Below are 22,397 nucleotides of genomic sequence, written 5' to 3' on the forward strand. Positions count from 1 at the left end.
CGACACGGCCGCGCCACATGTGGCAGCACCGTGACTACGCGTGCTGTCGTACGTCTGGCGTAGGCTCGGACGAAGCAGCGGTACCTCGCGTACCAGCCGTCATCGTCTCGTCGGGGGAGGGTCCGAACGTGCTCGTCGACACCTACGGCCGGACCGCCACGGACCTGCGGGTCTCGCTGACGGACCGGTGCAATCTCCGGTGCACCTACTGCATGCCCGAAGAAGGGCTCCAGTGGCTGGCCAAGCCCGACCTCCTCACCGACGACGAGATCGTCCGCCTGGTCCGCATCGCCGTCACCCTCCTCGGGATCACCGAGGTCCGCTTCACCGGCGGCGAACCCCTGCTGCGGCCCGGGCTCGTCGGGATCGTGGAGCGCTGCGCCGACCTCGACCCCCGCCCCCAGCTCTCGCTGACGACCAACGGCATCGGGCTCGGCCGCGTCGCCGCCGCCCTCAAGGACGCCGGCCTCGACCGGGTGAACGTCTCCCTGGACACCCTGCGGCCCGACGTCTTCAAGACCCTCACCCGCCGCGACCGCCACCAAGACGTGCTCACCGGCCTGCACGCCGCGCACACCGCCGGACTCACCCCCGTCAAGGTGAACGCCGTGCTGATGCCCGGCCTCAACGACGACGAGGCCCCCGACCTGCTCGCCTGGGCCCTCGCCCACGACTACGAGCTGCGGTTCATCGAACAGATGCCGCTGGACGCCCAGCACGGCTGGCAGCGGGACGGCATGATCACCGCCGGTGACGTCCTGGCATCGCTGCGCACCCGCTTCGACCTCGCCCCCGAGCCCGACGAGGAGCGCGGCTCCGCACCCGCCGAGCGCTGGATCGTCGACGGCGGACCGCACCGGGTCGGCGTGATCGCCTCCGTCACCCGCCCCTTCTGCGCCGCCTGCGACCGCACCCGGCTCACCGCCGACGGACAGGTGCGCACCTGCCTCTTCGCCCGCGAGGAGACCGACCTGCGCGAAGCACTGCGCTCCGGGGAGCCGGACGGGGAGATCGCCCGCATCTGGCGGCTCGCGATGCGGGGCAAGAAGGCGGGCTCGGGGCTCGACGACCCCGCGTTCCTCCAACCGGACCGCCCCATGTCCGCCATCGGCGGCTGACCGACCGGCAGACGGGACTTTCCGGACAAGCGCCCTAGGCTGCGCCGCCGTCCGTTCGGGAGTTCCACTCCGCGAGGGTGACGACCTCCTTGAGGAAGCCGCGGACGTCCAGGAAGTCGGCGAGGTGCTGCCGGTGCTCGGCACAGGCGATCCAGGTCTTGCGCCGCTCCGGCGTGTGCAGCTTGGGGTTGTTCCAGGCCAGCACCCACACCGCCGGCGCACGGCAGCCCTTGGCGGAGCAGATCGGGTTCTCGTCGTTGACCGGGTCGAAGATCACCGACCCATTCTCTCCCCGCCGCGTACGCGCCCTCGGCGCGGGGCCCCGTAAGACGGCGACGCCGAGCAGCCACGGGGGGAGCTGCCCGGCGTCGGTCCATCGCTCCGACGGGGGATGCGGAGCGCGTAGGAAGTATGTCACGGGTAACGGCCCCCGGTGCACCGGAACTTCACTATTCGGTTGCGCTTTTCCCGGGCCCGGTGGGGGCCTGCGGCGCGACCTCCGAAGGCGTCGGCTCCAGCACCGGTCGCGGGGCCGCGACCACGAAGGTCGACGGCAGGGAGGGCGGCCGCTCGCGGCCCGCGTTGGCGATCACGACCGAGACGTAGGGGAGCAGCATGCCCAGCACGATCGCCACCACGGCCACGTGCCGCTCCACGTTCCACAGCACCGCCGCGGCCACGAACGACAGCGTCCGCACCGACATGGAGATCACGTAGCGCCGCTGGCGTCCGCGAACGTCCTCGGCGAGCCCCTGCCGCGCCCCGGTGATCCGGAAGACCTCCGAGCCCACCCTGCTGCGCATCGCGTCCCACCGCCCGTCGTCCCGGCGACCCCAACGGTCCAGCCGTGCTCCACGGTACGCCCGGCCCCGGACGGCCACGAGGCCGGGGGACGCCATCGCGCCGCCCGACATGCGGCCCGTGACGGACGGGCCCAGAATGGCGGCGTAACTGCCGATGCAGGGGCCTTGCGCGCCCCAGGGCGCGAGGGGCCGGACGAGGAGGCCGCCATGGGCTGGCTGTGGGCGATCATCTTGGGCTTCATTCTGGGGCTGATCGCGAAGGCGATCCTGCCCGGGAAGCAGCACCTCCCCCTGTGGCTCGCCACCATCTGCGGCATCGGGGGCGCCGTGATCGGCAACTGGATCGCGGCCGGGTTCGGCGTCGAGGAGACCCCCGGCTTCGACTGGAGCCGCCATGCGTTCCAACTGATCGCCGCGATCATCCTGGTCGCCCTGGGGGACCGGGCATGGGCGGCCACCCGCGGCAAGAAACAGCAGGTCTGACCCGATCCCGCGACTGCTCAACGCACCACGGGTCGGACGGGCCGAGCCCGTCCGACCCGTGGTGGGCGACTGCTGAGGAGGTCAGCCGACCTCGACCGCCGCCAGGTTCTTCTTGCCGCGGCGCAGCACCAGCCAGCGCCCGTGCAGCAACTCGGCCCGGCTGACGACCGCGTCCTCGGCGGTGACCTTCACGTTGTTCACGTAAGCACCGCCCTCCTTGACCGTGCGCCGCGCCGCGGACTTGCTGGGGACCAGCCCCACCTCGGCGAACAGGTCGACCACCGCGCCCGGCTCGGCCACCGCGACGTGCGGCAGCTCCGAGAGGGCCGCCCGCAGCGTCGGCTCGTCCAGCTCCGCCAGCTCGCCCTGCCCGAACAGCGCCTTCGACGCGTTGATCACCGCGGCGCACTGCTCGGCGCCGTGCACCAGGGTCGTCAGCTCCTCCGCCAGCGCGCGCTGCGCCGCACGGGCCTGCGGACGCTCCGCGGTCTGCTTCTCCAACTCCTCAAGCTCCTCGCGGTTCTTGAAGCTGAGGACGCGCAGGTACCGGTCGACGTCCCGGTCGTCCGTGTTCAGCCAGAACTGGTAGAAGGCGTACGGCGTCGTCATCTCGGGGTCGAGCCACAGCGTGCCCGTCTCCGACTTGCCGAACTTGGTGCCGTCCGCCTTCGTCATCAGCGGGGTGGCCAGCGCGTGCACCTGGGCGTCGGGCTCCAGGCGGTGGATCAGGTCCAGGCCCGCCGTGAGGTTGCCCCACTGGTCGCTGCCGCCCTGCTGGAGGGTGCAGCCGTAGCGCCGGTACAGCTCCAGGAAGTCCATGCCCTGGAGGAGCTGGTAGCTGAACTCCGTGTAGCTGATGCCCTGCTCGGACTCCAGCCGCCGGGCGACGGAGTCCTTGGTGAGCATCTTGTTGACGCGGAAGTGCTTGCCGATGTCCCGCAGGAACTCGATCGCGGACAGGCCCGCGGTCCAGTCCAGGTTGTTCACCATGACCGCGGCGTTGTCGCCCTCGAAGGAGAGGTACGGCTCGATCTGGGCCCGCAGCCGGTTCACCCACTGCGCGATCGTCTCCGGATCGTTCAGCGTGCGCTCCGCGGTCGGCCGCGGATCACCGATCTGCCCGGTGGCCCCGCCCACCAGCGCCAGCGGCCGGTGCCCGGCGAGCTGGAGCCGGCGCACGGTCAGCACCTGCACCAGGTGCCCGACGTGCAGGCTCGCCGCCGTCGGGTCGAAGCCGCAATAGAAGGTGACGGGACCGTCCGCGAGCGCCTTGCGCAAAGCGTCCTCGTCGGTGGACTGGGCGATCAGCCCGCGCCACTTCAGCTCGTCGACGATGTCCGTCACGTCTCTCGTGTCTCCTCGGCACTCGCTTCGGTACCCGTTCGGTACGCATTTCGAAGGGGCGGACCCGGCACTTCCGCGTGGTCCGCCCCTTTGAGGTTATACGCCTGAGGCTATACGCCCTGGCTGACCGAGCTCATGTGGAAATCCGGGATCCGCAGCGCGGGCATCGCGGCCCGGGTGAACCAGTCGCCCCACTCGCGCGGCAGCGTCTTCTCCGTGCGGCCCGCCTCCGAGGCCCGCGACAGCAGGTCGACGGGGGACTCGTTGAAGCGGAAGTTGTTGACCTCGCCCACCACCTCGCCGTCCTCCACCAGGTACACCCCGTCCCGGGTGAGCCCGGTGAGCAGCAGCGTCGCCGGGTCCACCTCGCGGATGTACCACAGGCAGGTCAGCAGCAGCCCCCGCTCGGTGGCCGCGACCATGTCGTCCAGCGACCGCCCGCCCCCGCCGTCCAGGATCAGGTTCCCGGCGCCGGGCGCCAGCGGCAGACCGGTCAGCCCCGCGGTGTGCCGGGTGGTCACCAGGTGCTCCAGCTTCCCGGCCCGCATCCAGTCCGTGGCGGCGATCGGCAGCCCGTTGTCGAAGACGGACGCGTCGTCCCCCGACGCGTGCGCGATCACGAACGGCGACGATTCGAGCCCCGGCTCGTGCGGATCGCTGCGCAGCGTGAGCGGCAGCGGGCTCAGGACGTCCCCGACCCGGGTGCCGCCGCCCGGCCGGGAGAAGACCGTACGGCCCTCGGTCGCGTCCCGCGCCGCGGACGACCACAGCTGGTAGATCAGCAGGTCGGCCACCGCGGTCGGCGGCAACAGCGTCTCGTACCGGCCCGCCGGCAGCTCGATCCGGCGCTCCGCCCAGCCCAGCCGGCGCGCCAGCTCCTCGTCCAGCGCGGTGGGGTCCACGTCGGCGAAGTCCCGGGTGGCGCGCCCCGCCCACGCCGAGCGCGCGCGGTCCGGCGACTTCGCGTTCAGCTCCAGCGTCCCGTTCGGCTGGTCGTGCCGCAGCCGCAGCCCCGTCGAGGTCCCCAGATAGGTGGAGGTCATCTCGTGGTTGGCAAATCCATACAGCTCCCGCCCGCCCGCCCGGGCCCGGGCGAACGCCTCGCCGAGCGCGGGCGCGAAGTCCGCGAAGACCGCCGCCGACGTCTGGGCCGGCGCCTCGGTGAAGCCGGGCGCCGCACCGCCCCCGGTCACCAGGGGCTGGGCGTCCTCCGCCGGCTCGGACGCCCGCGCCGCCGCCTCCGCCGCCCGCACCAGCGGCTCCAGGTCCTCGGCGGTGACCGCGGAGCGGGACACCACGCCGGAGGCCGTGCCCTGCGCGCCGTCGACCGTCGAGATCACCGTGAGCGTACGGCCCCGGGTCACGCCGTTGGTGGTGAGCGCGTTCCCCGCCCACCGCAGGTTGGCGGTGGACTCCTCGTCCGCGATGACGACGCAGCCGTCCGCGGTGGACAGCTCCAGGGCGCGCTCGACGATCTCGTGGGGCTTGCTGGTACGGCTCATCGGCCGGCCTCCTGCGTGGTGTTCAAGATGTTCACGCCCCGGAACAGGGCCGACGGGCAGCCGTGGGAGACCGCGGCGACCTGGCCCGGCTGGGCCTTGCCGCAGTTGAACGCGCCGCCCAGGACGTACGTCTGCGGGCCGCCGACCTGCTCCATCGAGCCCCAGAAGTCGGTGGTCGTCGCCTGGTACGCGACGTCCCGCAACTGCCCGGCGAGCCGGCCGTTCTCGATCCGGAAGAACCGCTGCCCGGTGAACTGGAAGTTGTAGCGCTGCATGTCGATGGACCAGGAGCGGTCCCCGACGACGTAGATCCCGCGCTCCACCCCGCCGATCAGGTCCTCGGTGGACAGCCCGCCCGGCGCCGGCTGGAGCGAGACGTTCGCCATCCGCTGCACCGGCACGTGCCCGGGGGAGTCCGCGTACGCGCAGCCGTTCGACCGGCCGAGCCCGGTCAGCTTTGCGATTCTGCGGTCGAGCTGGTAGCCGACGAGCGTGCCGTCCTTCACCAGGTCCCAGGACTGCGCCGCCACGCCCTCGTCGTCGTACCCGACCGTGGCGAGGCCGTGCTCCGCGGTGCGGTCGCCGGTCACGTTCATCGCGGCGGAGCCGTACGCCAACTTCCCGAGCTGGTCGAAGGTGGCGAACGACGTGCCCGCGTACGCCGCCTCGTAGCCGAGGGCCCGGTCCAGCTCGGTGGCGTGGCCGATGGACTCGTGGATGGTCAGCCACAGGTTCGACGGGTCGACCACCAGGTCGTACCGCCCCGGCTCGACGCCGGGCGCCCGCATCTTCTCCGCCAGCAGTTCGGGGATCCGCTCCAGCTCCCCGTCCCAGTCCCAGCCGGTGCCCGTCAGGTACTCCCAGCCGCGACCCGCCGGCGGCGCGAGGGTGCGCATCGAGTCGAACTCGCCGGTGCTGCCGTCCACCGCGACGGCGGTGACCTCCGGGTGCAGCCGGACCCGCTGCTGGGTGGTGACCGTCCCGGCGGTGTCCGCGTAGAACTTGTTCTCCTGCACGGTCAGCAGCGAGGCGTCCACGTGCGCCACCCCGTCCGCGGCCAGCAGCCGGCTGCTCCACCCCGCCAGCAGCGAGGTCTTCTCCTCGTCGGCGACGTCGAAGGGGTTCACCTCGTAGGCGGAGACCCAGGTCCGGTCCGCGTGCACCGGCTCGTCCGCCAACTCCACCCGCTCGTCGGAGCCGGCCGCCGCGATGATCCGCGCCGACAGCTTCGCCATCTCCACGGCCTGCCCGGCGACCCGCGCCGCCGCGTCCATGGTCATGTCGACGCCGGAGGCGAAGCCCCAGGCCCCGCCGTGCACCACCCGCACCGCGTACCCCAGGTCCGTGGTGTCCGACGAACCGGCCGGGCGGGCGTCCCGCAGCCGCCACGCCGCGCTGCGCACGCGCTCCAGCCGGAAGTCGGCGTGGTCGGCGCCGAGGGCCCGCGCCCGCGCGAGCGCCGCGTCGGCCAGCGCCCGCAGCGGCAGCGCCGTGAACGACGCGTCGATGGAATGAGGCACGAATGTCTCCTTGTTCGTCGTGACCGGCAGCCTCGGTCGCCGCACCGGTCGTGCCGATCATCGCGCGAGCGCCCTGCGCTTGCCCAGCCGCTTTCACCGGCCGCTGCGCTCCGGGCCGCGCGCGGGACCTTCTGTAGGGATCCAACAGCGCCGTGCCGGACGCGCTGTCAGGCCCCGATTCTCCGGGAGCGTCCCGAGACCGATAGTTTCGTTGGGGAGTACGGGGGAGACCAGTCCGCTATCGAAAGGGTGATCCGTTGAGCCGCTCGGTTCTTGTCACCGGAGGAAACCGGGGCATCGGCCTCGCCATCGCCCGGGCGTTCGCCGACGCCGGGGACAAGGTCGCCATCACCTACCGGTCCGGCGAGCCGCCCGCTGGCTTCCTCGCCGTCCGGTGCGACATCACCGACGCCGAGCAGGTGGAGCAGGCGTACAAGGAGATCGAGGAGAAGCACGGCCCGGTCGAGGTGCTGGTGGCCAACGCCGGCATCACCCGGGACCAGTTGCTGATGCGGATGTCCGAGGAGGACTTCGTCTCCGTCCTCGACACCAACCTCACCGGGACCTTCCGGGTGGTCAAGCGGGCGAACCGGGGCATGCTGCGCGCCAAGAAGGGCCGCGTGGTGCTGATCTCGTCCGTCGTGGGGCTGCTCGGCTCCGCCGGCCAGGCGAACTACGCCGCGTCCAAGGCGGGCCTCGTCGGCTTCGCCCGCTCCCTCGCCCGCGAACTCGGCTCGCGGAACATCACCTTCAACGTCGTCGCGCCCGGCTTCGTCGACACCGACATGACGCAGGCGCTCACCGAGGAGCAGCGCGCGGGCATCCTCGCCCAGGTGCCGGTCGGCCGGTACGCGCGCCCGGAGGAGATCGCCGCAGCGGTGCGCTTCCTCGCCTCCGACGACGCCTCGTACATCACTGGAGCCGTCATTCCCGTTGACGGCGGATTGGGCATGGGTCACTGATCACATGAGCGGAATCCTCGCTGGCAAGCGCATCCTCGTCACGGGCGTCCTCACCGACGCCTCGATCGCCTTCCACGCCGCGAAGGTGGCGCAGGAGGAGGGCGCCGAGGTCATCCTCACCGGCTTCGGCCGGCTCTCCCTCGTCGAGCGCATCTCCAAGCGGCTGCCGAAGCCCGTGCCCGTCATCGAGTTGGACGTCACCAACCAGGAGCACCTGGACGGGCTCGCGGACCGCATCCGCGAGCACTCCACCGACGACTCCGGGCTCGACGGCATCGTGCACTCGATCGCCTTCGGCCCGCAGAACGCCTTCAACTTCCTCCAGGCCGAGTGGGAGGACGTCTCCACCGCCGTCCACGTCTCCGCCTACTCCTACAAGGCGCTGGCCACGGCCTGTCTGCCGCTGATGGAGGAGCGCGGCGGCTCGATCGTCGGCCTCACCTTCGACGCCACGGTCGCCTGGCCGGTGTACGACTGGATGGGCGTCGCGAAGGCGGCGCTGGAGTCCACCAACCGCTACCTGGCGCGGGACCTCGGCCCCAAGGGCATCCGCTGCAACCTGGTGTCGGCCGGCCCCCTCAAGTCGATGGCGGCCAAGTCGATCCCCGGTTTCGAGAACCTGGCGGACGGCTGGGACGAGCGGGCGCCGATGGGCTGGGACCTGTCCGACCCGGACCCGGCGGGCCGCGGGATCGTCGGTCTCCTCTCCGACTTCTTCCCCCGCACGACGGGCTCGGTGATCCACGTCGACGGCGGCGTGCACATGATGGGCGTGTGACCGCCCGGCCCCACGGCGTACGACCACGCCCCGTTCCCCGCAGCGCGCGGGGGCGGGGCGTCGCCCGTTCGGCGTCCAGCGCGCGCGGTCGGCGCCCGGGCGGGGCAGGGTGGAGGAGCAATCCCCCTTGTGGTGCAGCCGACGCGGCCCCGCGGGTCGTCGGTACGGCCGAGGAGGTCCCGCTGTGCGTACCGTGCGGACGATCCTGCGCGCCGCCCCCGCCCCGGTCCTGGCGACCGTGCTGACGGGGGCGTTGTCGGCGGGCCTGCTGTGGGCGACGCCCCCGGCGGCGTCCCACGAGCGACACGAGCACGACGAAGCCGAGGCGCGTGAGGCGCGCGAAGTGCTTGAGGTGCGCGAGAGGCAGCGGACGTACCGGGCCGACTGCCGCACCGAAGTCCGGGGCTCCCGGGCCTTCGCGTACTGCCACAACCCCTACCCCGTCGTCGACCGGGTCCGGCTGCACGTGGAGTGCGACCGCTGGTGGGACGTGGACGCGGACGGCGAGCCGGCCGACGTCGGCCCCGCGCAGTACCGCGAGCTGACCGAGCGCTGCTGGAAGGAGGTCCGCGCGGTCTGGGTCAGCCACCAGCCCCTTGTAGACGGCTGAGGCACATGAAGGGGTAGCTCGCCGCCTCCGCCGCCGCGGTCTCGCCGTCACCGGCGCGGACGGCCTCCACGAGCCGGGCGTGGTCCATGTGGTGCTCCGGCCGCAGCTCGCTGCCCACGTCGTCGGCGAGCCACTGCCGCAGCACGTCGCCCAGGTCCGCGTACAGCTCGCCCAGCACGTCGTTGTGGGCCGCGGCGACGACCGCCAGGTGGAAGGTGATGTCCGCGGCGACGAACTGCGCCGCGTCCCCGCTGGCCCACGCCTGCTCGCGGCGGACCAGCAGCGCGTCGAGCTGTCGCAGGTCCCGCTCGGTGCGCCGCTCGGCGGCCAGCCGGGCGGCGGTCGACTCCAGCGTGGCTCGCACCTCGGCGACGTGCCGGGGCGCGGCGTCGGCGAAGCGCCGGTGCATCACCCCGGCGAGTTCGCTGGTCGCGATGACGTAGGTGCCCGAGCCCTGGCGGATGTCCAGCAGGCCGTTGTGGGCGAGGGCGCGGACCGCCTCGCGGACCGTGTTGCGGGCCACCCCCAGCTCCTCGACCAGCTCCGGTTCGGTCGGGATGCGGGAGCCCACCGGCCACTCGCCCGACGTGATCTGGTTCCGCAACTGGGCGATCACCTGGTCGGTGAGGCCAGAGCGTCTGGGGGAGGTCAGCGACATGAGTGCTCCTAGTGCACCGAACGGAACGGAACGACGGAAACGAACGGGACGGGTGGGGCGGGGGCGGAGCCGTGGAGTGCTGAGGCCGTCGGGATCACGACGGTGGGGATCATTATGACGCCTACCGCATTGGACAACCAATCATCCCATGATTCTATGATGGCGGTATGTCGCCCTCCGAGCCCGCCGCGCCGCCCGCGGTTCCGTCGCGCAGGCAGCCGCCTGCCGCCCCCGAGCGCCCCGAGCTCGGCGCCCCGGCGCGGCCCTCCGTCTGGTACGTGCGGCTCGTCATGGTCGCGGTGGTGCTCGCGGCGCTGAACCTGCGCCCCGCCATCACCAGCCTCGGCGCGCTGCTGGAGGAGGCCCGCACCGGACTCCACATGAGCGGGGCCGTCGCCGGCGTCCTCACCTCCGTGCCCGCGATCACCTTCGCCGTCTTCGGCGTCGCCGCACCGCGGCTGGCCCGGCGCTTCGGGCCGGGCGCCGTCGTCTGCGCCGGCCTGGTCGCCATCGCCACCGGACTGCTGCTGCGGCCGTACGCCGGGGGCACGGTCGGCTTCCTCGCCGCCAGCGCGCTCGCGCTCATCGGCATCGCCGTCGGCAACGTCCTGATGCCCGTGATCGTCAAGCGGTACTTTCCGGACCGCGTCGGCACCATGACCGGGCTCTACTCGATGGGGCTGGCGATCGGCACCTCGGTCGCCGCCGCGGCCACCGTCCCGCTGACGGGTGCGCTGGGCGGCAGTTGGCGGACCGGGCTCGCGGTGTGGGGGCTGCTCGCCGCGGTCGCCGTCCTGCCCTGGACGGTGCTGCTCGTACGGGACCGCGTACGGGCCCGCCCTCGGCAGCCCCGTCGCGACGACGGCGAGGTCGTCCGCGGGACGGTGGCCGCGGCGGCGGCCGAGCCCGACCGGCCGGCGGGGAAGATCGTGCGCAGCCCCACGGCGTGGGCGCTCGGCGGCTTCTTCGGCCTCCAGGCCACCGGCGCGTACATCACGATGGGCTGGATGCCGCAGATCTTCCGCGACGCCGGCGTGCCCGCCCAGACCGCCGGACTGCTGCTCGCGGTGACGATGGTGATGGGCGTGCCGCTCGCCTTCGTCATCCCGCGGCTCGCCACCCGGTTCAGGTCCCAGGGCCCCATCGCCGCCGTCCTCGGCCTCAGCGGACTGACCGGTTACGCCGGCCTCTTCTTCGCCCCCGCCGAAGGCGCCTGGCTCTGGGCACTGCTGCTCGGCGTCTCGAACTGCGCCTTCCCGCTCGCCCTGACCATGATCGGCCTGCGCTCGCGGACGTCCGCCGGGGTCGTCCGGCTCTCCGCCTTCGCCCAGTCCACCGGTTATCTGATCTCCATCCCCGGGCCGCTGCTGGTGGGGGTCCTCTACCAGCACAGCGGCGGCTGGGACCTGCCGATCGCCCTGATGGGCGGGTTGCTGGTGCCGCAGATCGCGCTCGGACTGCTCGCGGGCCGGGACCGCACGATCGAGGACGAGACGGGGATGCGAGACTGAGGCCATGCAACCAGTTCTCGAACCGAACCCCCAGAACGGACAGAAGAAGCTGCTGCTCGTCTTCGCGACGATGATCGGCTTCTTCGTGGTGGTCGGCGTCATCGCGACCATCGCCTCACCCTGACCCGACAGTTGGCGCCGGGCCCGTGACCGCGGGCCCGTCGGCTTTCGGGCAGGTGCGCTCGGGCCCGCCGCCGGGAGGCTTGGCGACACCCGGATGGTGGGGCTGGCACCACCATCCCCTAGGGGGCCAGGGTCAGGGGTAAGTGGGTGGCTTGCCGGATGGGTTCGACGGGGCGTGCTCCGTACGGTGGAAGCAATCCCGCCGGAGCTGCGCCGGACCCGCGACCGGAGCTGTAGCGGGACCTGTAGTCGGTCCTGTAGCCGGGCCTTTAGCCGGATCTGTAGCCGGTCCTGCAACGAGCCCCGGAGAGCCCCGAGGAGGCGTCCATGTCGGCCCCCAGCCACACGTCCACCCCCGCCCGGGGCGGCGTCGGCCAGCACGTCAGCAGTCGGCTGCCCTGGTGGGGCCTGGTGCTGCCGGTCCTCGCGTTCGTCTTCCTGCTCGCCCTGATAGCCGAGCCGGCCCAGGCGCAGCCACCGGGCGGCCAGTCGGTGGTCGGCCCCCTGCTGGACTCCCTGCGGTTCCTGCTGTCCCGCTGACCGTTCCAGCCGCACTGACGCTCCGGCCCCCGGGCCTCCCGGCCCCGGCCGCAGTCTCGTCCGGCCTGCACCTTCGGCCCCCTCGGTCCCGTCTTCCGGCCCCCAACACCCCGCGCCTGTCGGCTCATTTCGTGCGAAGCTGGAGAACATGAGCGTCGCCACGTCTACCGGAGGCTCGTCCTCTGGCTCCTCCGCATCTCCCGAAGCCCGTCGGATCGTTCTGCTCCGGCACGCCAAGGCCGACTGGCCGGACGTCTCCGACCACGAACGTCCGCTCGCCGAGCGCGGGCGCAAGGACGCCCCCGTCGCGGGCCGCCGGCTCGCCGACGTCGGCATCGCCTTCGACCTCGCCCTGTGCTCGACGGCGGCCAGGACCCGCGAGACGTGGAAGCTCGCCGTCAGCGAGCTGCCGTCCCGCCCCAAGACGGTCTACGAGGAGCGGTTGTACGAGGCGTCCCTCGGCGAGCTCATCGCCGTGCTGAACGAGGTCTCCGACGAGGTGAAGAACATCCTCCTCATCGGCCACAACCCCGGGATGCACGCCCTGGCCGACGCCCTCTCCGGCGAGGCCGAGGGCGATCTGCTGCCGCGGATGAACCGCAGCGGATTCCCCACCTCCGCCTTCGCGGTCGTCAGCTTCACCGGTTCCTGGAAGGCCGTGGAGCACGGCGTCGGCACCCTGACCGACTTCTGGACGCCGCACAGCTGAGCGGCGTCCCGTTCCACCGACACCGCGGGCCCCGGCGCACAGTGCGCCGGGGCCCGCGACGTCAGTGGGACGGGAGGGGAGCGGGGCTCAGTGCTCGACGGCCGACTCGCTCTCGGCGTCCGCCGCCTCGACCTCCTCGCGGGTGACGCCCAGCAGGTAGAGCACCGTGTCCAGGAAGGGCACGTTCACCGCGGTGTGCGCGGCCTCCCGCACCACGGGCTTGGCGTTGAACGCCACCCCCAGCCCCGCCGCGTTCAGCATGTCCAGGTCGTTGGCGCCGTCGCCGATCGCCACCGTCTGCGCCAGCGGCACCCCCGCCTCCGCGGCGAACCTGCGCAGCAACCGGGCCTTGCCCGCCCGGTCCACTATGTCGCCGGTGACCCGGCCGGTGAGCTTGCCGTCCACGATCTCCAGGGTGTTCGCCGAGGCGAAGTCCAGCCCCAGCCGCTCCTTCAGGTCGTCCGTCACCTGGGTGAAGCCGCCCGAGACGACCCCCACCTGGAACCCGAGCCGTTTCAGCGTACGGATCAACGTCCGGGCGCCCCGGGTCAGCCGCACCTCGGAGCGCACCTTGTCCACCACCGAGGCGTCCAGCCCGGCCAGCAGCGCGACCCGGGCGTGCAGCGACTGCTCGAAGTCCAACTCCCCGCGCATCGCCGCGGCCGTCACCTCGGCCACCTGCTCCTCGCACCCCGCGTGGGCCGCGAACAGCTCGATGACCTCGTCCTGGATCAGCGTGGAGTCCACGTCCATGACGACCAGCCGCTGGGCCCGCCGGTGCAGCCCCGCCGAGACCACGGCCACGTCGACCCCGATCTGCGCGGCCCGGGTCACCAGCGCCGTCCGCAGCGCCTCGGTCTCCGCGCCCGACACCGCGAACTCCACGGCCGTCACCGGATACTTGGCGAGTCGGAAGATGCGGTCGATGTTCCCGCCGGTCTCGGTGATCCGTGCCGCTATGGCGGCGGTCGACTCCGCGGTCAGCGGATGGCCCAGCACCGTCACATGGGAACGCCCGCTGCCGCGCGGCCTGTTGTCCCCCGTGCCCGAGATGATCTCCGCCTGGAGCTTCAGGGACTCGGCCCAGCTGTGCACGGTGGCCCTCAGATCGCCCTCGTCGCCCGGCCGCGCCGGCGCGCTGACCAGGGCGCACAGCACCAGCCGGCCCCGTGAGACGACCTGCTCGATGTCGATGACGTCCACCGCATAGGCCGCCAGCGTGTCGAACAGTCCTGCGGTGATCCCCGGTCGGTCCTTCCCGAAGATCTTCACCAGAAGGGTACGTACGTCGGATTTCTGCGAAGCGCTCATGGTGTCTCCACCGTAACCGCGAAAGGTTACGGCGAGACGACGCGTCCCGGCTGCTGGACACCGTGACGGGGCCGTCAGCCGGTCGAGGAGGGGGTGCTCAGGGCGGCCCGCCGCCCGCCCGCGGCCACGGAGGACGCCTTCCGCCAGTCGGGCGACGAGCGCGGGCCCCCGTTCGAGCCCGTTCGAGCCCGTCGAGACCAGGGGCGGTCAGGGCAGAGGTGGGGAGGCGTACGTCAGCAGCAGCGTCCCGACCAGGCTTGCCCGCGGGCTCTCCGCAACGGACTTGAGGGCCCCGACCAGCCCGACTACCAGCAAAGGGGCCGCGCCTGAAATAGTTCCCCCCATTGATTCGCCATCCCTAGACCTCCAGCGACGGGGGTAAATCGGGGGACAAGCAAGTGGGGCATGGAGTGCGAGAACTCGTACTGGAATTGAACGGAAAGACCTGGACGCTCGATCCGTCCCGGTCGTACGCCCTGGGGCGGGACCCCCAAGGGGACGTGGTCTTCGAGGACGCCCGGGTTTCCTGGCGGCACGCCAGCATCAGCTGGAGCGGGCGCGGCTGGGTGATCGAGGACCACGGCAGCACCAACGGCACGTACGTGGAGGGCCACCGGATCCAACAGACCGAGATCACCGCCGGCTCGGCGGTGCGGCTCGGCAACGCCACCGACGGACCGCGGCTGGGCCTCTCCGCCCCGCCCGCGAGCGCCGTCGGTTCGCCGGCCGCGGCGCAGCAGTCCGCACCGGCGCAGCCGGCCCAGGCCGCGCCCGCGCCGTACCCGGCCGCCGCGCCCCAGGGCCAGCCGCCGCAGGGCTGGCCCCAACAGCACCAACACCAGCAGCAGCAACACCAGCAACACATACCGAACAACCAGCACCCGGTGCCGCAGCACCAGCAGCCGCACGTACCACCTCAGCAGCACGTACCTCCGCAACAGGCACACGGCGGGGCCGCGGGGGCCCCGCCCGTGTACGGCGACCGCAGCCCCACCACCTTCCACCAGCTGGCACTCGGCCGCGTCATGCGCATCGGCCGCGCCCTGGAGAACGAACTCGTCGTCGCCGACCTCCAGGTCTCGCGCCACCACGCCGAGTTCACCGCCACCCCGGACGGCCGCTTCCAGCTCCGGGACCTCGGCTCGCACAACGGCACGTACGTCAACGGCCAGCCGATGGCCAAGTCCCAGACCGTCGTCATCGGCCCGGGCGACATCGTCGGCGTCGGCCACTCCACCTTCCGGATCGTCGGCGACCGGCTGGAGGAGTTCGTCGACACCGGCGAGGTCACCTTCTCCGCCCGCAACCTCACCGTCACCGTCGACGGCGGCAAGCAGATCCTGCGGGACGTCTCCTTCGGCGTCCCGGAGAAGTCGCTGATCGGCGTGATCGGCCCCTCCGGGTCCGGCAAGTCGACCCTCCTCAAGGCGCTCACCGGCTACCGCCCCGCCAACCAGGGCGACGTCCTGTACGACGGCCGGAGCCTCTACAAGCAGTTCGCCGAGTTGCGCCAGCGCATCGGGCTGGTCCCGCAGGACGACATCCTCCACAAGGAGCTGACGGTCCTGAAGGCGCTGCGCTACGCGGCCAAGCTCCGCTTCCCCGGCGACACCGCCGCCGCGGAGCGCGAGGCCCGCATCGAGGAGGTGCTGCGCGAGCTGAAGCTCGACATCCACAAGGACAAGAAGGTCACCTCCCTCTCCGGCGGCCAGCGCAAGCGGGTCTCCGTCGCCCTGGAGCTGCTGACCAAGCCGTCGCTGATCTTCCTGGACGAGCCGACCTCCGGCCTCGACCCGGGCATGGACCGCGACGTGATGCTGCTGCTGCGCGGCCTCGCCGACGACGGGCGCACCGTCCTGGTGGTCACGCACTCCGTCGCCGAGCTGAACCAGTGCGACAAGCTGCTGGTCATGGCGCCCGGCGGTGCGGTCGCCTACTTCGGGCCGCCCGGCGAGGCGCTGAACTTCTTCGGCTACGGCACCTGGGCCGACGTCTTCTCCGCGTTCGAGAACTACCGCGACTACGACTGGGCGGGCCGCTGGCGCGGCTCGCAGCACTACCAGATGTACACGGCGGACGCGGGCGGCGACCCGGTCGACGCGGCCCAGCCCGTGAGCCTGCCGTCCCGGCAGCAGATGCGCCCGCCGAAGCCGCAGAGCTGGGTTGCCCAGCTCTTCACGCTGATGCGCCGCTATCTCGCCGTCATCCGCTCCGACAAGGGCTTCATGGCCCTGATGGTGATCCTGCCGGCGGTCCTCGGACTGGTCAGCGTGGTCATCCCGGCCGAGTACGGCCTCGTCGCCCCCGACGACGGGAAGGCGCAGTTCAACAGCGACGCCGGCACGATCATGCTGATCCTGACCATCGGCATGTGCTTCTCGGGCGCGGCGAACTCGGTGCGCGAGTTGATCAAGGAGCGGGTGATCTACGAACGGGAGCGCGCCACCGGCCTGTCCCGCTCCGCCTACCTGATGTCCAAGGTGGTCGTCCTCGGTCTGATCACGGCGCTCCAGGGCGCGATCATCTGCGGCATCGGCTTCGCCACCCGCGAGCTGCCCGCTGACGGCCTGCTGATGCCGCCGGCGGTCGAGCTGTGCCTGGTGGTCATCGCCCTCGGCTTCACCTCGATGATGTTCGGCCTGGTGATCTCCGCGCTGGTGAAGACCGCCGAGAAGACCATGCCGCTGCTGGTGATGTTCGCGATCGTCCAGATCGTCTTCACCGGCATCCTCTTCAAGGTGTACAGCTCGCCCGGCCTGGAGCAGTTCGCGTATCTGATGCCGTCGCGCTGGGCGATCGCGGGCACCGCCAACACCCTGGACCTCGGCCGGCTGATGCCGCCGTGGGACCGGCAGAACCCCGGCGACCTCGATCCGCTGTGGGAGGCCACCACCGGACAGTGGGCCATGAACGTCGGCGTGCTGCTGGCCATCGGCGTGGTCTGCGGCGTCGTGGTCGCCCGGCTGCTGCGCCGCCACGAGCCGGAGGTCATGCGCAAGTAGCGGCCCCGTGACGCACGCGGAGGGCGGCACCCCACACACGGGGTGCCGCCCTCAGGCGTCTGTGTGTCCTTCGGCTCAGTAGGCGCCGAAGACGTTGTCGATCGAGCCGTAGCGGTCGGCGGCGTAGTTGGCCGCGGCGACGATGTTGGCGACCGGGTCGTACAGGTCGAACTCCGTGCCGGACACGTGGTACGCGTTGAAGGTCGGCTGGATGACCTGGAGCAGGCCCTTGGACGGGATGCCGTTCTGGGCGTTGATGTCCCAGTTGTTGATCGCGTTCGGGTTACCGCTGGACTCCCGCATGATGTTGCGGTGCAGCCCCTCGTAGGAACCCGGGATGTCGTGCTTGTCCATGATGGACATGGCCTCGCGGATCCAGCCGTCCAGGTTGTTCGGGAAGGACTGCGGCGCCGCGGCGGCGACCTTCTGCGCGACGGGCTTGGCGGCCTCGACGGCCTCCGCGGCCTTCTTCGAGACCTCGGCCTTCTTGGCGGCGGCGTCGGCCGCGGCCTTCTGCACCGCGGCCTCAGCGGCGGCCTTGGCGTCCTTCTCGGCCTGGACGGCCTGCTGGACGGCCTCCTGGACCTGGGCGTCGATGCTGGACTTCTGGGCCTCCAGGCCCGTCTTCAGCACGCCGGCCTGGACGGCCTCGGTGTTCAGGGTGGCGGCGGCGGCCGGGGCGGCGGAGGTCACCGGGGCGGCCTGCGCCTCGGTGGCGCCCACGGGCACCAGGGAGAGGGTGATGGCTGCAACACCGGCGGCGGCGATACCGGCGATCGAGACCTTGCGGGTCTTGGTCATACGGATACTGGTCGCGGACATACAGACGTACCTCTTCGAATCGGGGAAGTCGCAATCAGCTCGCCGGAATGGCGCTGCGCTCCACGGCGGGCGGCGACGAGAGGTAATTCTTAGCGCCAGCAAAAACCCGTGGCAATCATGTGACGTACGACCCTGGATAGTGGACAAGGGCGCCCCGATAACGCCCTTGCTCCCGCTCAGTCCCCGCTCACAAGGCCCTTATATCTCCACTAGGTAGATTCGTAAGTGACCTGCGTCCTATGCCCGGGCTCACATCGAGCCCCCCTCGATCTCACAATGCGTTGCGCCAGCAACTCAATGTGTGAGTGCCTTTATCGGCGGTCGTCCGGAAGGGCGAGATGCACGTCCCCGAACTCATGCCACAGATAGCGGCCCCGTAGCGCCGCCTCATACGCAAGGGCGAGGGCCGGCCGCCCCGCGATCGCCTCCAGCATCAGCAGGTGCGAGGCCGCGGGCTCGTGCAGCCCGGTGAGGAGCCCGTCCACCACCCGCACCCCGCGCTCGGGCGTGACCACCAGGTCCGTCCACCCCGCCGCCGCCCGCACCACCCAGCGCCCACCCGGCTCCGGCCCCGTCCCCGGCCCCGTGGCCCGCGCTGCGGACTCCAAGGCCCGTACGGCCGTCGTCCCCACCGCCACCACCCGGCCCCCGCCCGCCCGAGCCGCGTTCACCAGCCACGCCGTCGTCGCCGGCACCGCGTACCGCTCCGGATACGGCGGCTCGTGCGCCTCCGTGGACGCCACCCCCGTGTGCAGCACGACCGGCGCGAACTGCACCCCCCTGCTCACCAGCTCCGCCACCAGCCGAGCCGTGAAGGGCCGCGCCGCACTCGGCATCTCCGCCGAACCCGACCCGTCGGGGGAGGGGAGCGCGAAGACCGTCTGGTACGCCGACAGCGGCTGGTCCCGCAGGGTGTACGCGTAACGGATCGGCCGCCCGTACCGGCCCAGCAGCTCCGGCACCTGCACCGACGCCTCCGCCCACCACAGCCGGTCCGCCCCCGCCGCCAACGGCCGCACCAGATCCAGCCGCGCCCCGCCCGGCAGCCGCACCTCGGCCCCCGCCGGCCCGCCCGGGCGCGGCCGGCTGCTGCCCGCCCCGTCCGGCTCCCGCAGCTCCACCGCCCACCGGCCGTCGTCCCCGCGCGTGGAGAAGTGGACGACGACCGGCTCGCCGCCCAGCCGGCCGTTCACGGCCGCGGGCAGCGTCGCGGAAGTGTTCACCACCAGCACGTCCCCGGCCCGCAGCAGCGCCGGCAGCGCACGGAAGGCGTGGTGGGACACCTGCTCCCCGCGGGACACCAGCAGCCGTACGTCGTCCCGCCCCGTGCCCCGCGCCTCCGCCGGCACCCGCGCCGACAGCCCGTCGGGCACCGTCAGCGACTCCAGGCCCACCCCGGCGAGCGCGACGGCCCCCGCCGCGCCCTGATGGCGGCAGGGGCCGCCGGCGCCGGTCACACCGACCCCAAGAGCGCAGGGGCCCCGTACCGCCCGCTCACCGGACGCTCGTCCAGCAGCCGCAGGAAACCGGGGACCACCGACTCGGGCGTCGGCCGCGGCTCGCCGTCGTCCGGCACCGCGGCGGCGTACAGATCCGTGTCCATGTCACCCGGGTCCACCGCCCACACCCGCAGCCGCGGCTCCTCGACCCCGAGCACCGCCGCCAGGTGGTCCAGAGCCGCCTTCGACGCTCCGTAACCGCCCCACGTCTCGTACGCCTCCGCCGCCGCGTCCGAGCTGATCGCGATCACCGTCCCCGCCGACGACTCCCGCAGCAGCGGCAGCGCCTCCTGGACCAGGCCCAGCGCCGCCACCACGTTCGTCTCCAGCGCCGCCCGCAAACCGTCCAGCGGCTGCTCGTCCAGCCGCACCAAGGGCTCCGCCCCCAGCACGCTCGCGTTGTTCACCAGCAGGTCCAGACCGCCGAGCCGACGCGCCGCCGCCACCAGCTCACCGCGGTGCGCGGCGTCCGACACGTCCCCCGGGACCGCCACCACGCGCGTGCCGTGCGCCCCGACCCGCTCGGCGCTGGCCGCCAGCACCGACGCCGTCCTGGCGCTCAGCACCAGGTCCCAACCCCGCTCGGCCAGCGCCAGCGCCAGCGCCCGCCCCAGACCCTTCGAACCACCCGTGATCAGCGCTACCGACATCTCGGCCATCCCCTTGTGTTCAGGTGCTCAGGTCGTCCCGCGCCTCGCGCGGGCCCGGGCGCGGGAGAACGTCGACGCCCGACGCCACCACCGTAGGAAGGGGGCGGGGCCGCCACCTCGTCCCCGAGACCCCATCGCACAAGGCACTTCGACCTAGGACCCGAGCCCTAAGCGGACGTCGTCGACGGCCCGATACGCACCGTCACCCGCGCCGGTACCGTGAGGTCCATGAGCCATCGACCGCGCTCCGGCCTCTCGGCCGTGAGCACCGCACTCCTCGCCATGAGCCGGCACCTGGAGGTCCGCGACGTCCTCAAGACGATCGTGGCCTCGGCGCGCGAGCTGCTGGACGCGGAGTACGCGGCCCTCGGCGTCCCCGACGACCACGGCGGCTTCGCCCAGTTCGTGGTCGACGGCGTCAGCGACGCCCAGTGGAAGGCGATCGGCCCGCTGCCCCGGCAGCACGGCGTCCTCGCCTCGATGCTCCGCGACGCCCGCACCGAACGCCTCGCCGACGTCCGCAAGGACCCCCGCTTCGGCGGCTGGCCCAGCGCCCACCCCGAGCTGTCCGACTTCCTCGGCCTGCCCATCAAGGACGGCGACGAGATCATCGGCGCCCTCTTCCTCGCCAACAAGCGCTGCCCCAAGACGGACGACGGCTGCGGCTTCACCGAAACGGACGAGGAACTCCTGTCGATACTCGCCCAGCACGCGGCCATCGCGCTGACCAACGCCCGGCTGTACGAACGCAGCCGCGAACTGACCATCGCCGAAGAGCGCTCCCGGCTCGCCCACGAACTCCACGACGCCGTCAGCCAGAAGCTGTTCTCCCTGCGGCTGACCGCCCAGGCCGCCGCCGCCCTCGTCGACCGCGACCCCGTCCGCGCCAAGGGCGAACTCCAGCAGGTCGCCGCGCTCGCCGCCGAAGCCGCTGACGAACTGCGCGCCGCCGTCGTCGAGCTGCGCCCCGCCGCCCTCGACGAGGACGGCCTGATCAACACCCTGCGCACCCAGATACAGGTGCTCGACCGCGCCCACTCCGCCCGCGTCACCTTCGACACCTGCGGCACCAAGGCCCTGCCCGCCGCCCAGGAGGAGGCCCTGCTACGGGTCGCCCAAGAAGCCCTCCACAACGCGCTGCGCCACTCCGAGGCCGACCGCGTCGACGTGGTCCTCGCCCGCCGCGGCCAGGGCGCCGTCCTCAGCGTCACCGACAACGGCAAGGGCTTCGAGCCCCGCACCGTCCGCCGGGCCGGCCGCCACCTCGGCCTGGTCTCCATACGCGACCGCGCGAGCGGCGTCGGCGGCCGGCTCCACGTCCACTCCGCGCCCGGCAAGGGCACCACGATCGAAATGGAGGTCCCCGGTGGGTGACCGCAAGATCCGGGTCCTGCTCGTCGACGACCACCAGGTCGTACGGCGCGGACTGCGGACGTTCCTGGAGGTCCAGGACGACATCGAGGTCGTCGGCGAGGCCGGCGACGGCGCCGAGGGGGTCGCCCGCGCCGAGGAGCTCAAGCCGGACGTCGTCCTCATGGACGTCAAGATGCCCGGCACCGACGGCATCGAGGCCCTGCGCCGGCTGCGCGAGCTGACCAACCCCGCGAGGGTCCTCATCGTCACCAGCTTCACCGAGCAGCGCACCGTCGTCCCCGCCCTGCGCGCCGGCGCCTCCGGATACGTGTACAAGGACGTCGACCCCGAAGCGCTCGCCGGCGCCATCCGCTCCGTGCACGCCGGGCACGTGCTCCTCCAGCCCGAGGTCGCCGGGGCCCTGCTCACCCAGGACGACCCGAACACCGGCCCCGGCCGGGGCAGCAGCCTCACCGAGCGGGAGCGCGAGGTCCTCGGCCTGATCGCCGACGGCCGCTCCAACCGGGAGATCGCCCGCGCCCTCGTCCTCTCCGAGAAGACCGTCAAGACGCACGTCTCGAACATCCTGATGAAGCTCGACCTCGCGGACCGCACCCAGGCCGCGCTGTGGGCCGTACGCCACGGCCTGACCACCTGACCCGGCGTCCCGACGCGGTTCCCGTTGATCGGAGATTCATACTGTCGGGTGGACATCACCCGGACGGCGCATCCTGATCGTCCGTTCGGCGTTCTCCAGTGCGTGCCGCGGCGGACCCGTCGCGGCGAAAGCCCAGGAGGATGACCGAAGTGAAGAACCTGAAGAAGGCCGCCGCCATCACCATGATCACCGGTGGCCTCGTCGCCGCCGGCGCCGGCATCGCCTCCGCGACGCCCGGCGCGCACGCCCACGGCGCCGCGACCAACTCCCCGGGCGTCGCCTCGGGCAACGCGGTCCAGGTCCCGGTCCACGTCCCGGTGAACGTCTCCGGCAACTCGATCAACGTGATCGGCCTCCTCAACCCCGCCTTCGCCAACGCCGCGGTCAACGGCTGACCCCCGCCCGCCCGGTTCCCCGCGCCCCGTGCACCCAGGGGCGCGG

At 72.2% G+C, this 22,397-nt stretch carries 23 protein-coding genes; 13 read left to right on the plus strand and 10 right to left on the minus strand.

Annotation, left to right across the window (positions count from 1 at the left end; translation table 11 throughout):
* The first annotated feature begins 128 nt into the window (after positions 1-128).
* Positions 129-1,118, plus strand: coding sequence for a GTP 3',8-cyclase MoaA (moaA, locus tag ACH4E8_RS25100; protein WP_398451794.1), 990 nt, complete (start codon positions 129-131; stop codon positions 1,116-1,118).
* A gap of 34 nt (positions 1,119-1,152) precedes the next feature.
* On the opposite strand, the gene ACH4E8_RS25105 is transcribed toward moaA, so the two are convergent.
* A complete protein-coding gene (locus ACH4E8_RS25105; protein ID WP_398451796.1) occupies positions 1,153-1,395 on the minus strand; it encodes a hypothetical protein in 243 nt (80 codons plus the stop codon).
* Between the two features lie 172 nt (positions 1,396-1,567).
* Complete coding sequence (locus tag ACH4E8_RS25110; RefSeq protein WP_398451799.1) at positions 1,568-1,921, minus strand: DUF3099 domain-containing protein; 354 nt, start codon at positions 1,919-1,921, stop codon at positions 1,568-1,570.
* A gap of 207 nt (positions 1,922-2,128) precedes the next feature.
* Here ACH4E8_RS25110 and ACH4E8_RS25115 point away from each other — a divergent pair, with 207 nt between their 5' ends.
* Positions 2,129-2,404: a GlsB/YeaQ/YmgE family stress response membrane protein gene (locus tag ACH4E8_RS25115; RefSeq protein ID WP_398451923.1), complete on the plus strand. Its 276-nt coding sequence runs from the start codon at positions 2,129-2,131 to the stop codon at positions 2,402-2,404.
* 81 nt (positions 2,405-2,485) lie between these two features.
* Here ACH4E8_RS25115 and tyrS read toward each other — a convergent pair whose 3' ends face one another.
* The 3 genes from tyrS to ACH4E8_RS25130 all read right to left on the minus strand — a co-directional run bounded on the left by tyrS (position 2,486) and on the right by ACH4E8_RS25130 (position 6,770).
* A complete protein-coding gene (gene tyrS, locus ACH4E8_RS25120; protein WP_398451801.1) occupies positions 2,486-3,748 on the minus strand; it encodes a tyrosine--tRNA ligase in 1,263 nt (420 codons plus the stop codon).
* 110 nt (positions 3,749-3,858) lie between these two features.
* On the minus strand, positions 3,859-5,250 hold the full coding sequence (locus ACH4E8_RS25125) for a metallopeptidase TldD-related protein (protein WP_398451803.1): 1,392 nt from the start codon (positions 5,248-5,250) through the stop codon (positions 3,859-3,861).
* Entirely contained in the window at positions 5,247-6,770 is a 1,524-nt protein-coding gene (locus ACH4E8_RS25130) for a TldD/PmbA family protein (protein WP_398451805.1), read from the minus strand. The genes ACH4E8_RS25125 and ACH4E8_RS25130 overlap by 4 nt, the downstream gene beginning before the upstream one ends.
* 257 nt (positions 6,771-7,027) lie before the next feature.
* Between ACH4E8_RS25130 and fabG the strand changes: the two genes are divergently transcribed.
* The 3 genes from fabG (at position 7,028) to ACH4E8_RS25145 (ending at position 9,120) form a co-directional block, all read left to right on the plus strand.
* Positions 7,028-7,732: a 3-oxoacyl-[acyl-carrier-protein] reductase gene (gene fabG, locus ACH4E8_RS25135; protein WP_398451807.1), complete on the plus strand. Its 705-nt coding sequence runs from the start codon at positions 7,028-7,030 to the stop codon at positions 7,730-7,732.
* Positions 7,733-7,736: 4 nt separating this feature from the next.
* Entirely contained in the window at positions 7,737-8,510 is a 774-nt protein-coding gene (gene fabI, locus ACH4E8_RS25140) for an enoyl-ACP reductase FabI (RefSeq protein WP_398451809.1), read from the plus strand.
* Positions 8,511-8,694: 184 nt separating this feature from the next.
* Entirely contained in the window at positions 8,695-9,120 is a 426-nt protein-coding gene (locus ACH4E8_RS25145; RefSeq protein ID WP_398451811.1) for a hypothetical protein, read from the plus strand.
* Here ACH4E8_RS25145 and ACH4E8_RS25150 read toward each other — a convergent pair.
* A complete protein-coding gene (locus ACH4E8_RS25150) occupies positions 9,092-9,778 on the minus strand; it encodes a FadR/GntR family transcriptional regulator (RefSeq protein WP_398451812.1) in 687 nt (228 codons plus the stop codon). The two genes, ACH4E8_RS25145 and ACH4E8_RS25150, sit on opposite strands and share 29 nt — an antisense overlap.
* Positions 9,779-9,945: 167 nt before the next feature.
* Here ACH4E8_RS25150 and ACH4E8_RS25155 point away from each other — a divergent pair, with 167 nt between their 5' ends.
* The 4 genes from ACH4E8_RS25155 (at position 9,946) to ACH4E8_RS25170 (ending at position 12,661) form a co-directional block, all read left to right on the plus strand.
* Positions 9,946-11,289, plus strand: a complete 1,344-nt coding sequence (locus ACH4E8_RS25155; protein ID WP_398451815.1) for a CynX/NimT family MFS transporter — start codon at positions 9,946-9,948, stop codon at positions 11,287-11,289.
* A 4-nt stretch (positions 11,290-11,293) separates the two neighbouring features.
* Positions 11,294-11,413, plus strand: coding sequence for an SGM_5486 family transporter-associated protein (locus tag ACH4E8_RS25160; protein WP_361537669.1), 120 nt, complete (start codon positions 11,294-11,296; stop codon positions 11,411-11,413).
* 326 nt (positions 11,414-11,739) lie between these two features.
* Entirely contained in the window at positions 11,740-11,952 is a 213-nt protein-coding gene (locus ACH4E8_RS25165; RefSeq protein ID WP_398451818.1) for a hypothetical protein, read from the plus strand.
* Between the two features lie 148 nt (positions 11,953-12,100).
* Entirely contained in the window at positions 12,101-12,661 is a 561-nt protein-coding gene (locus tag ACH4E8_RS25170; RefSeq protein WP_398451821.1) for a SixA phosphatase family protein, read from the plus strand.
* Between the two features lie 87 nt (positions 12,662-12,748).
* On the opposite strand, the gene serB is transcribed toward ACH4E8_RS25170, so the two are convergent.
* Positions 12,749-13,972: a phosphoserine phosphatase SerB gene (serB, locus tag ACH4E8_RS25175; protein ID WP_398451823.1), complete on the minus strand. Its 1,224-nt coding sequence runs from the start codon at positions 13,970-13,972 to the stop codon at positions 12,749-12,751.
* A 398-nt stretch (positions 13,973-14,370) separates the two neighbouring features.
* Here serB and ACH4E8_RS25180 point away from each other — a divergent pair, with 398 nt between their 5' ends.
* The gene (locus ACH4E8_RS25180) at positions 14,371-16,974 is read left to right on the plus strand and encodes an FHA domain-containing protein (protein WP_398451826.1); all 2,604 of its coding nucleotides are present in this window, start codon (positions 14,371-14,373) and stop codon (positions 16,972-16,974) included.
* A gap of 75 nt (positions 16,975-17,049) precedes the next feature.
* On the opposite strand, the gene ACH4E8_RS25185 is transcribed toward ACH4E8_RS25180, so the two are convergent.
* The 3 genes from ACH4E8_RS25185 to ACH4E8_RS25195 form a co-directional block, all read right to left on the minus strand.
* Positions 17,050-17,796, minus strand: a complete 747-nt coding sequence (locus ACH4E8_RS25185; RefSeq protein ID WP_398451828.1) for a transglycosylase SLT domain-containing protein — start codon at positions 17,794-17,796, stop codon at positions 17,050-17,052.
* Positions 17,797-18,107: 311 nt separating this feature from the next.
* Complete coding sequence (locus tag ACH4E8_RS25190; RefSeq protein ID WP_398451925.1) at positions 18,108-19,190, minus strand: S-adenosylmethionine:tRNA ribosyltransferase-isomerase; 1,083 nt, start codon at positions 19,188-19,190, stop codon at positions 18,108-18,110.
* Between the two features lie 59 nt (positions 19,191-19,249).
* On the minus strand, positions 19,250-19,945 hold the full coding sequence (locus ACH4E8_RS25195) for an SDR family NAD(P)-dependent oxidoreductase (protein ID WP_398451830.1): 696 nt from the start codon (positions 19,943-19,945) through the stop codon (positions 19,250-19,252).
* A 228-nt stretch (positions 19,946-20,173) separates the two neighbouring features.
* Between ACH4E8_RS25195 and ACH4E8_RS25200 the strand changes: the two genes are divergently transcribed.
* The 3 genes from ACH4E8_RS25200 (at position 20,174) to ACH4E8_RS25210 (ending at position 22,351) form a co-directional block, all read left to right on the plus strand.
* Positions 20,174-21,319, plus strand: coding sequence for a GAF domain-containing sensor histidine kinase (locus tag ACH4E8_RS25200; protein WP_398451833.1), 1,146 nt, complete (start codon positions 20,174-20,176; stop codon positions 21,317-21,319).
* Entirely contained in the window at positions 21,312-21,956 is a 645-nt protein-coding gene (locus ACH4E8_RS25205; protein ID WP_398451834.1) for a response regulator, read from the plus strand. The genes ACH4E8_RS25200 and ACH4E8_RS25205 overlap by 8 nt, the downstream gene beginning before the upstream one ends.
* A 149-nt stretch (positions 21,957-22,105) precedes the next feature.
* Positions 22,106-22,351, plus strand: coding sequence for a chaplin (locus tag ACH4E8_RS25210; RefSeq protein ID WP_361537658.1), 246 nt, complete (start codon positions 22,106-22,108; stop codon positions 22,349-22,351).
* Positions 22,352-22,397 lie beyond the last annotated feature (46 nt).

This window comes from Streptomyces sp. NPDC017979, from assembly GCF_044328175.1.
Taxonomy (GTDB): domain Bacteria; phylum Actinomycetota; class Actinomycetes; order Streptomycetales; family Streptomycetaceae; genus Streptomyces.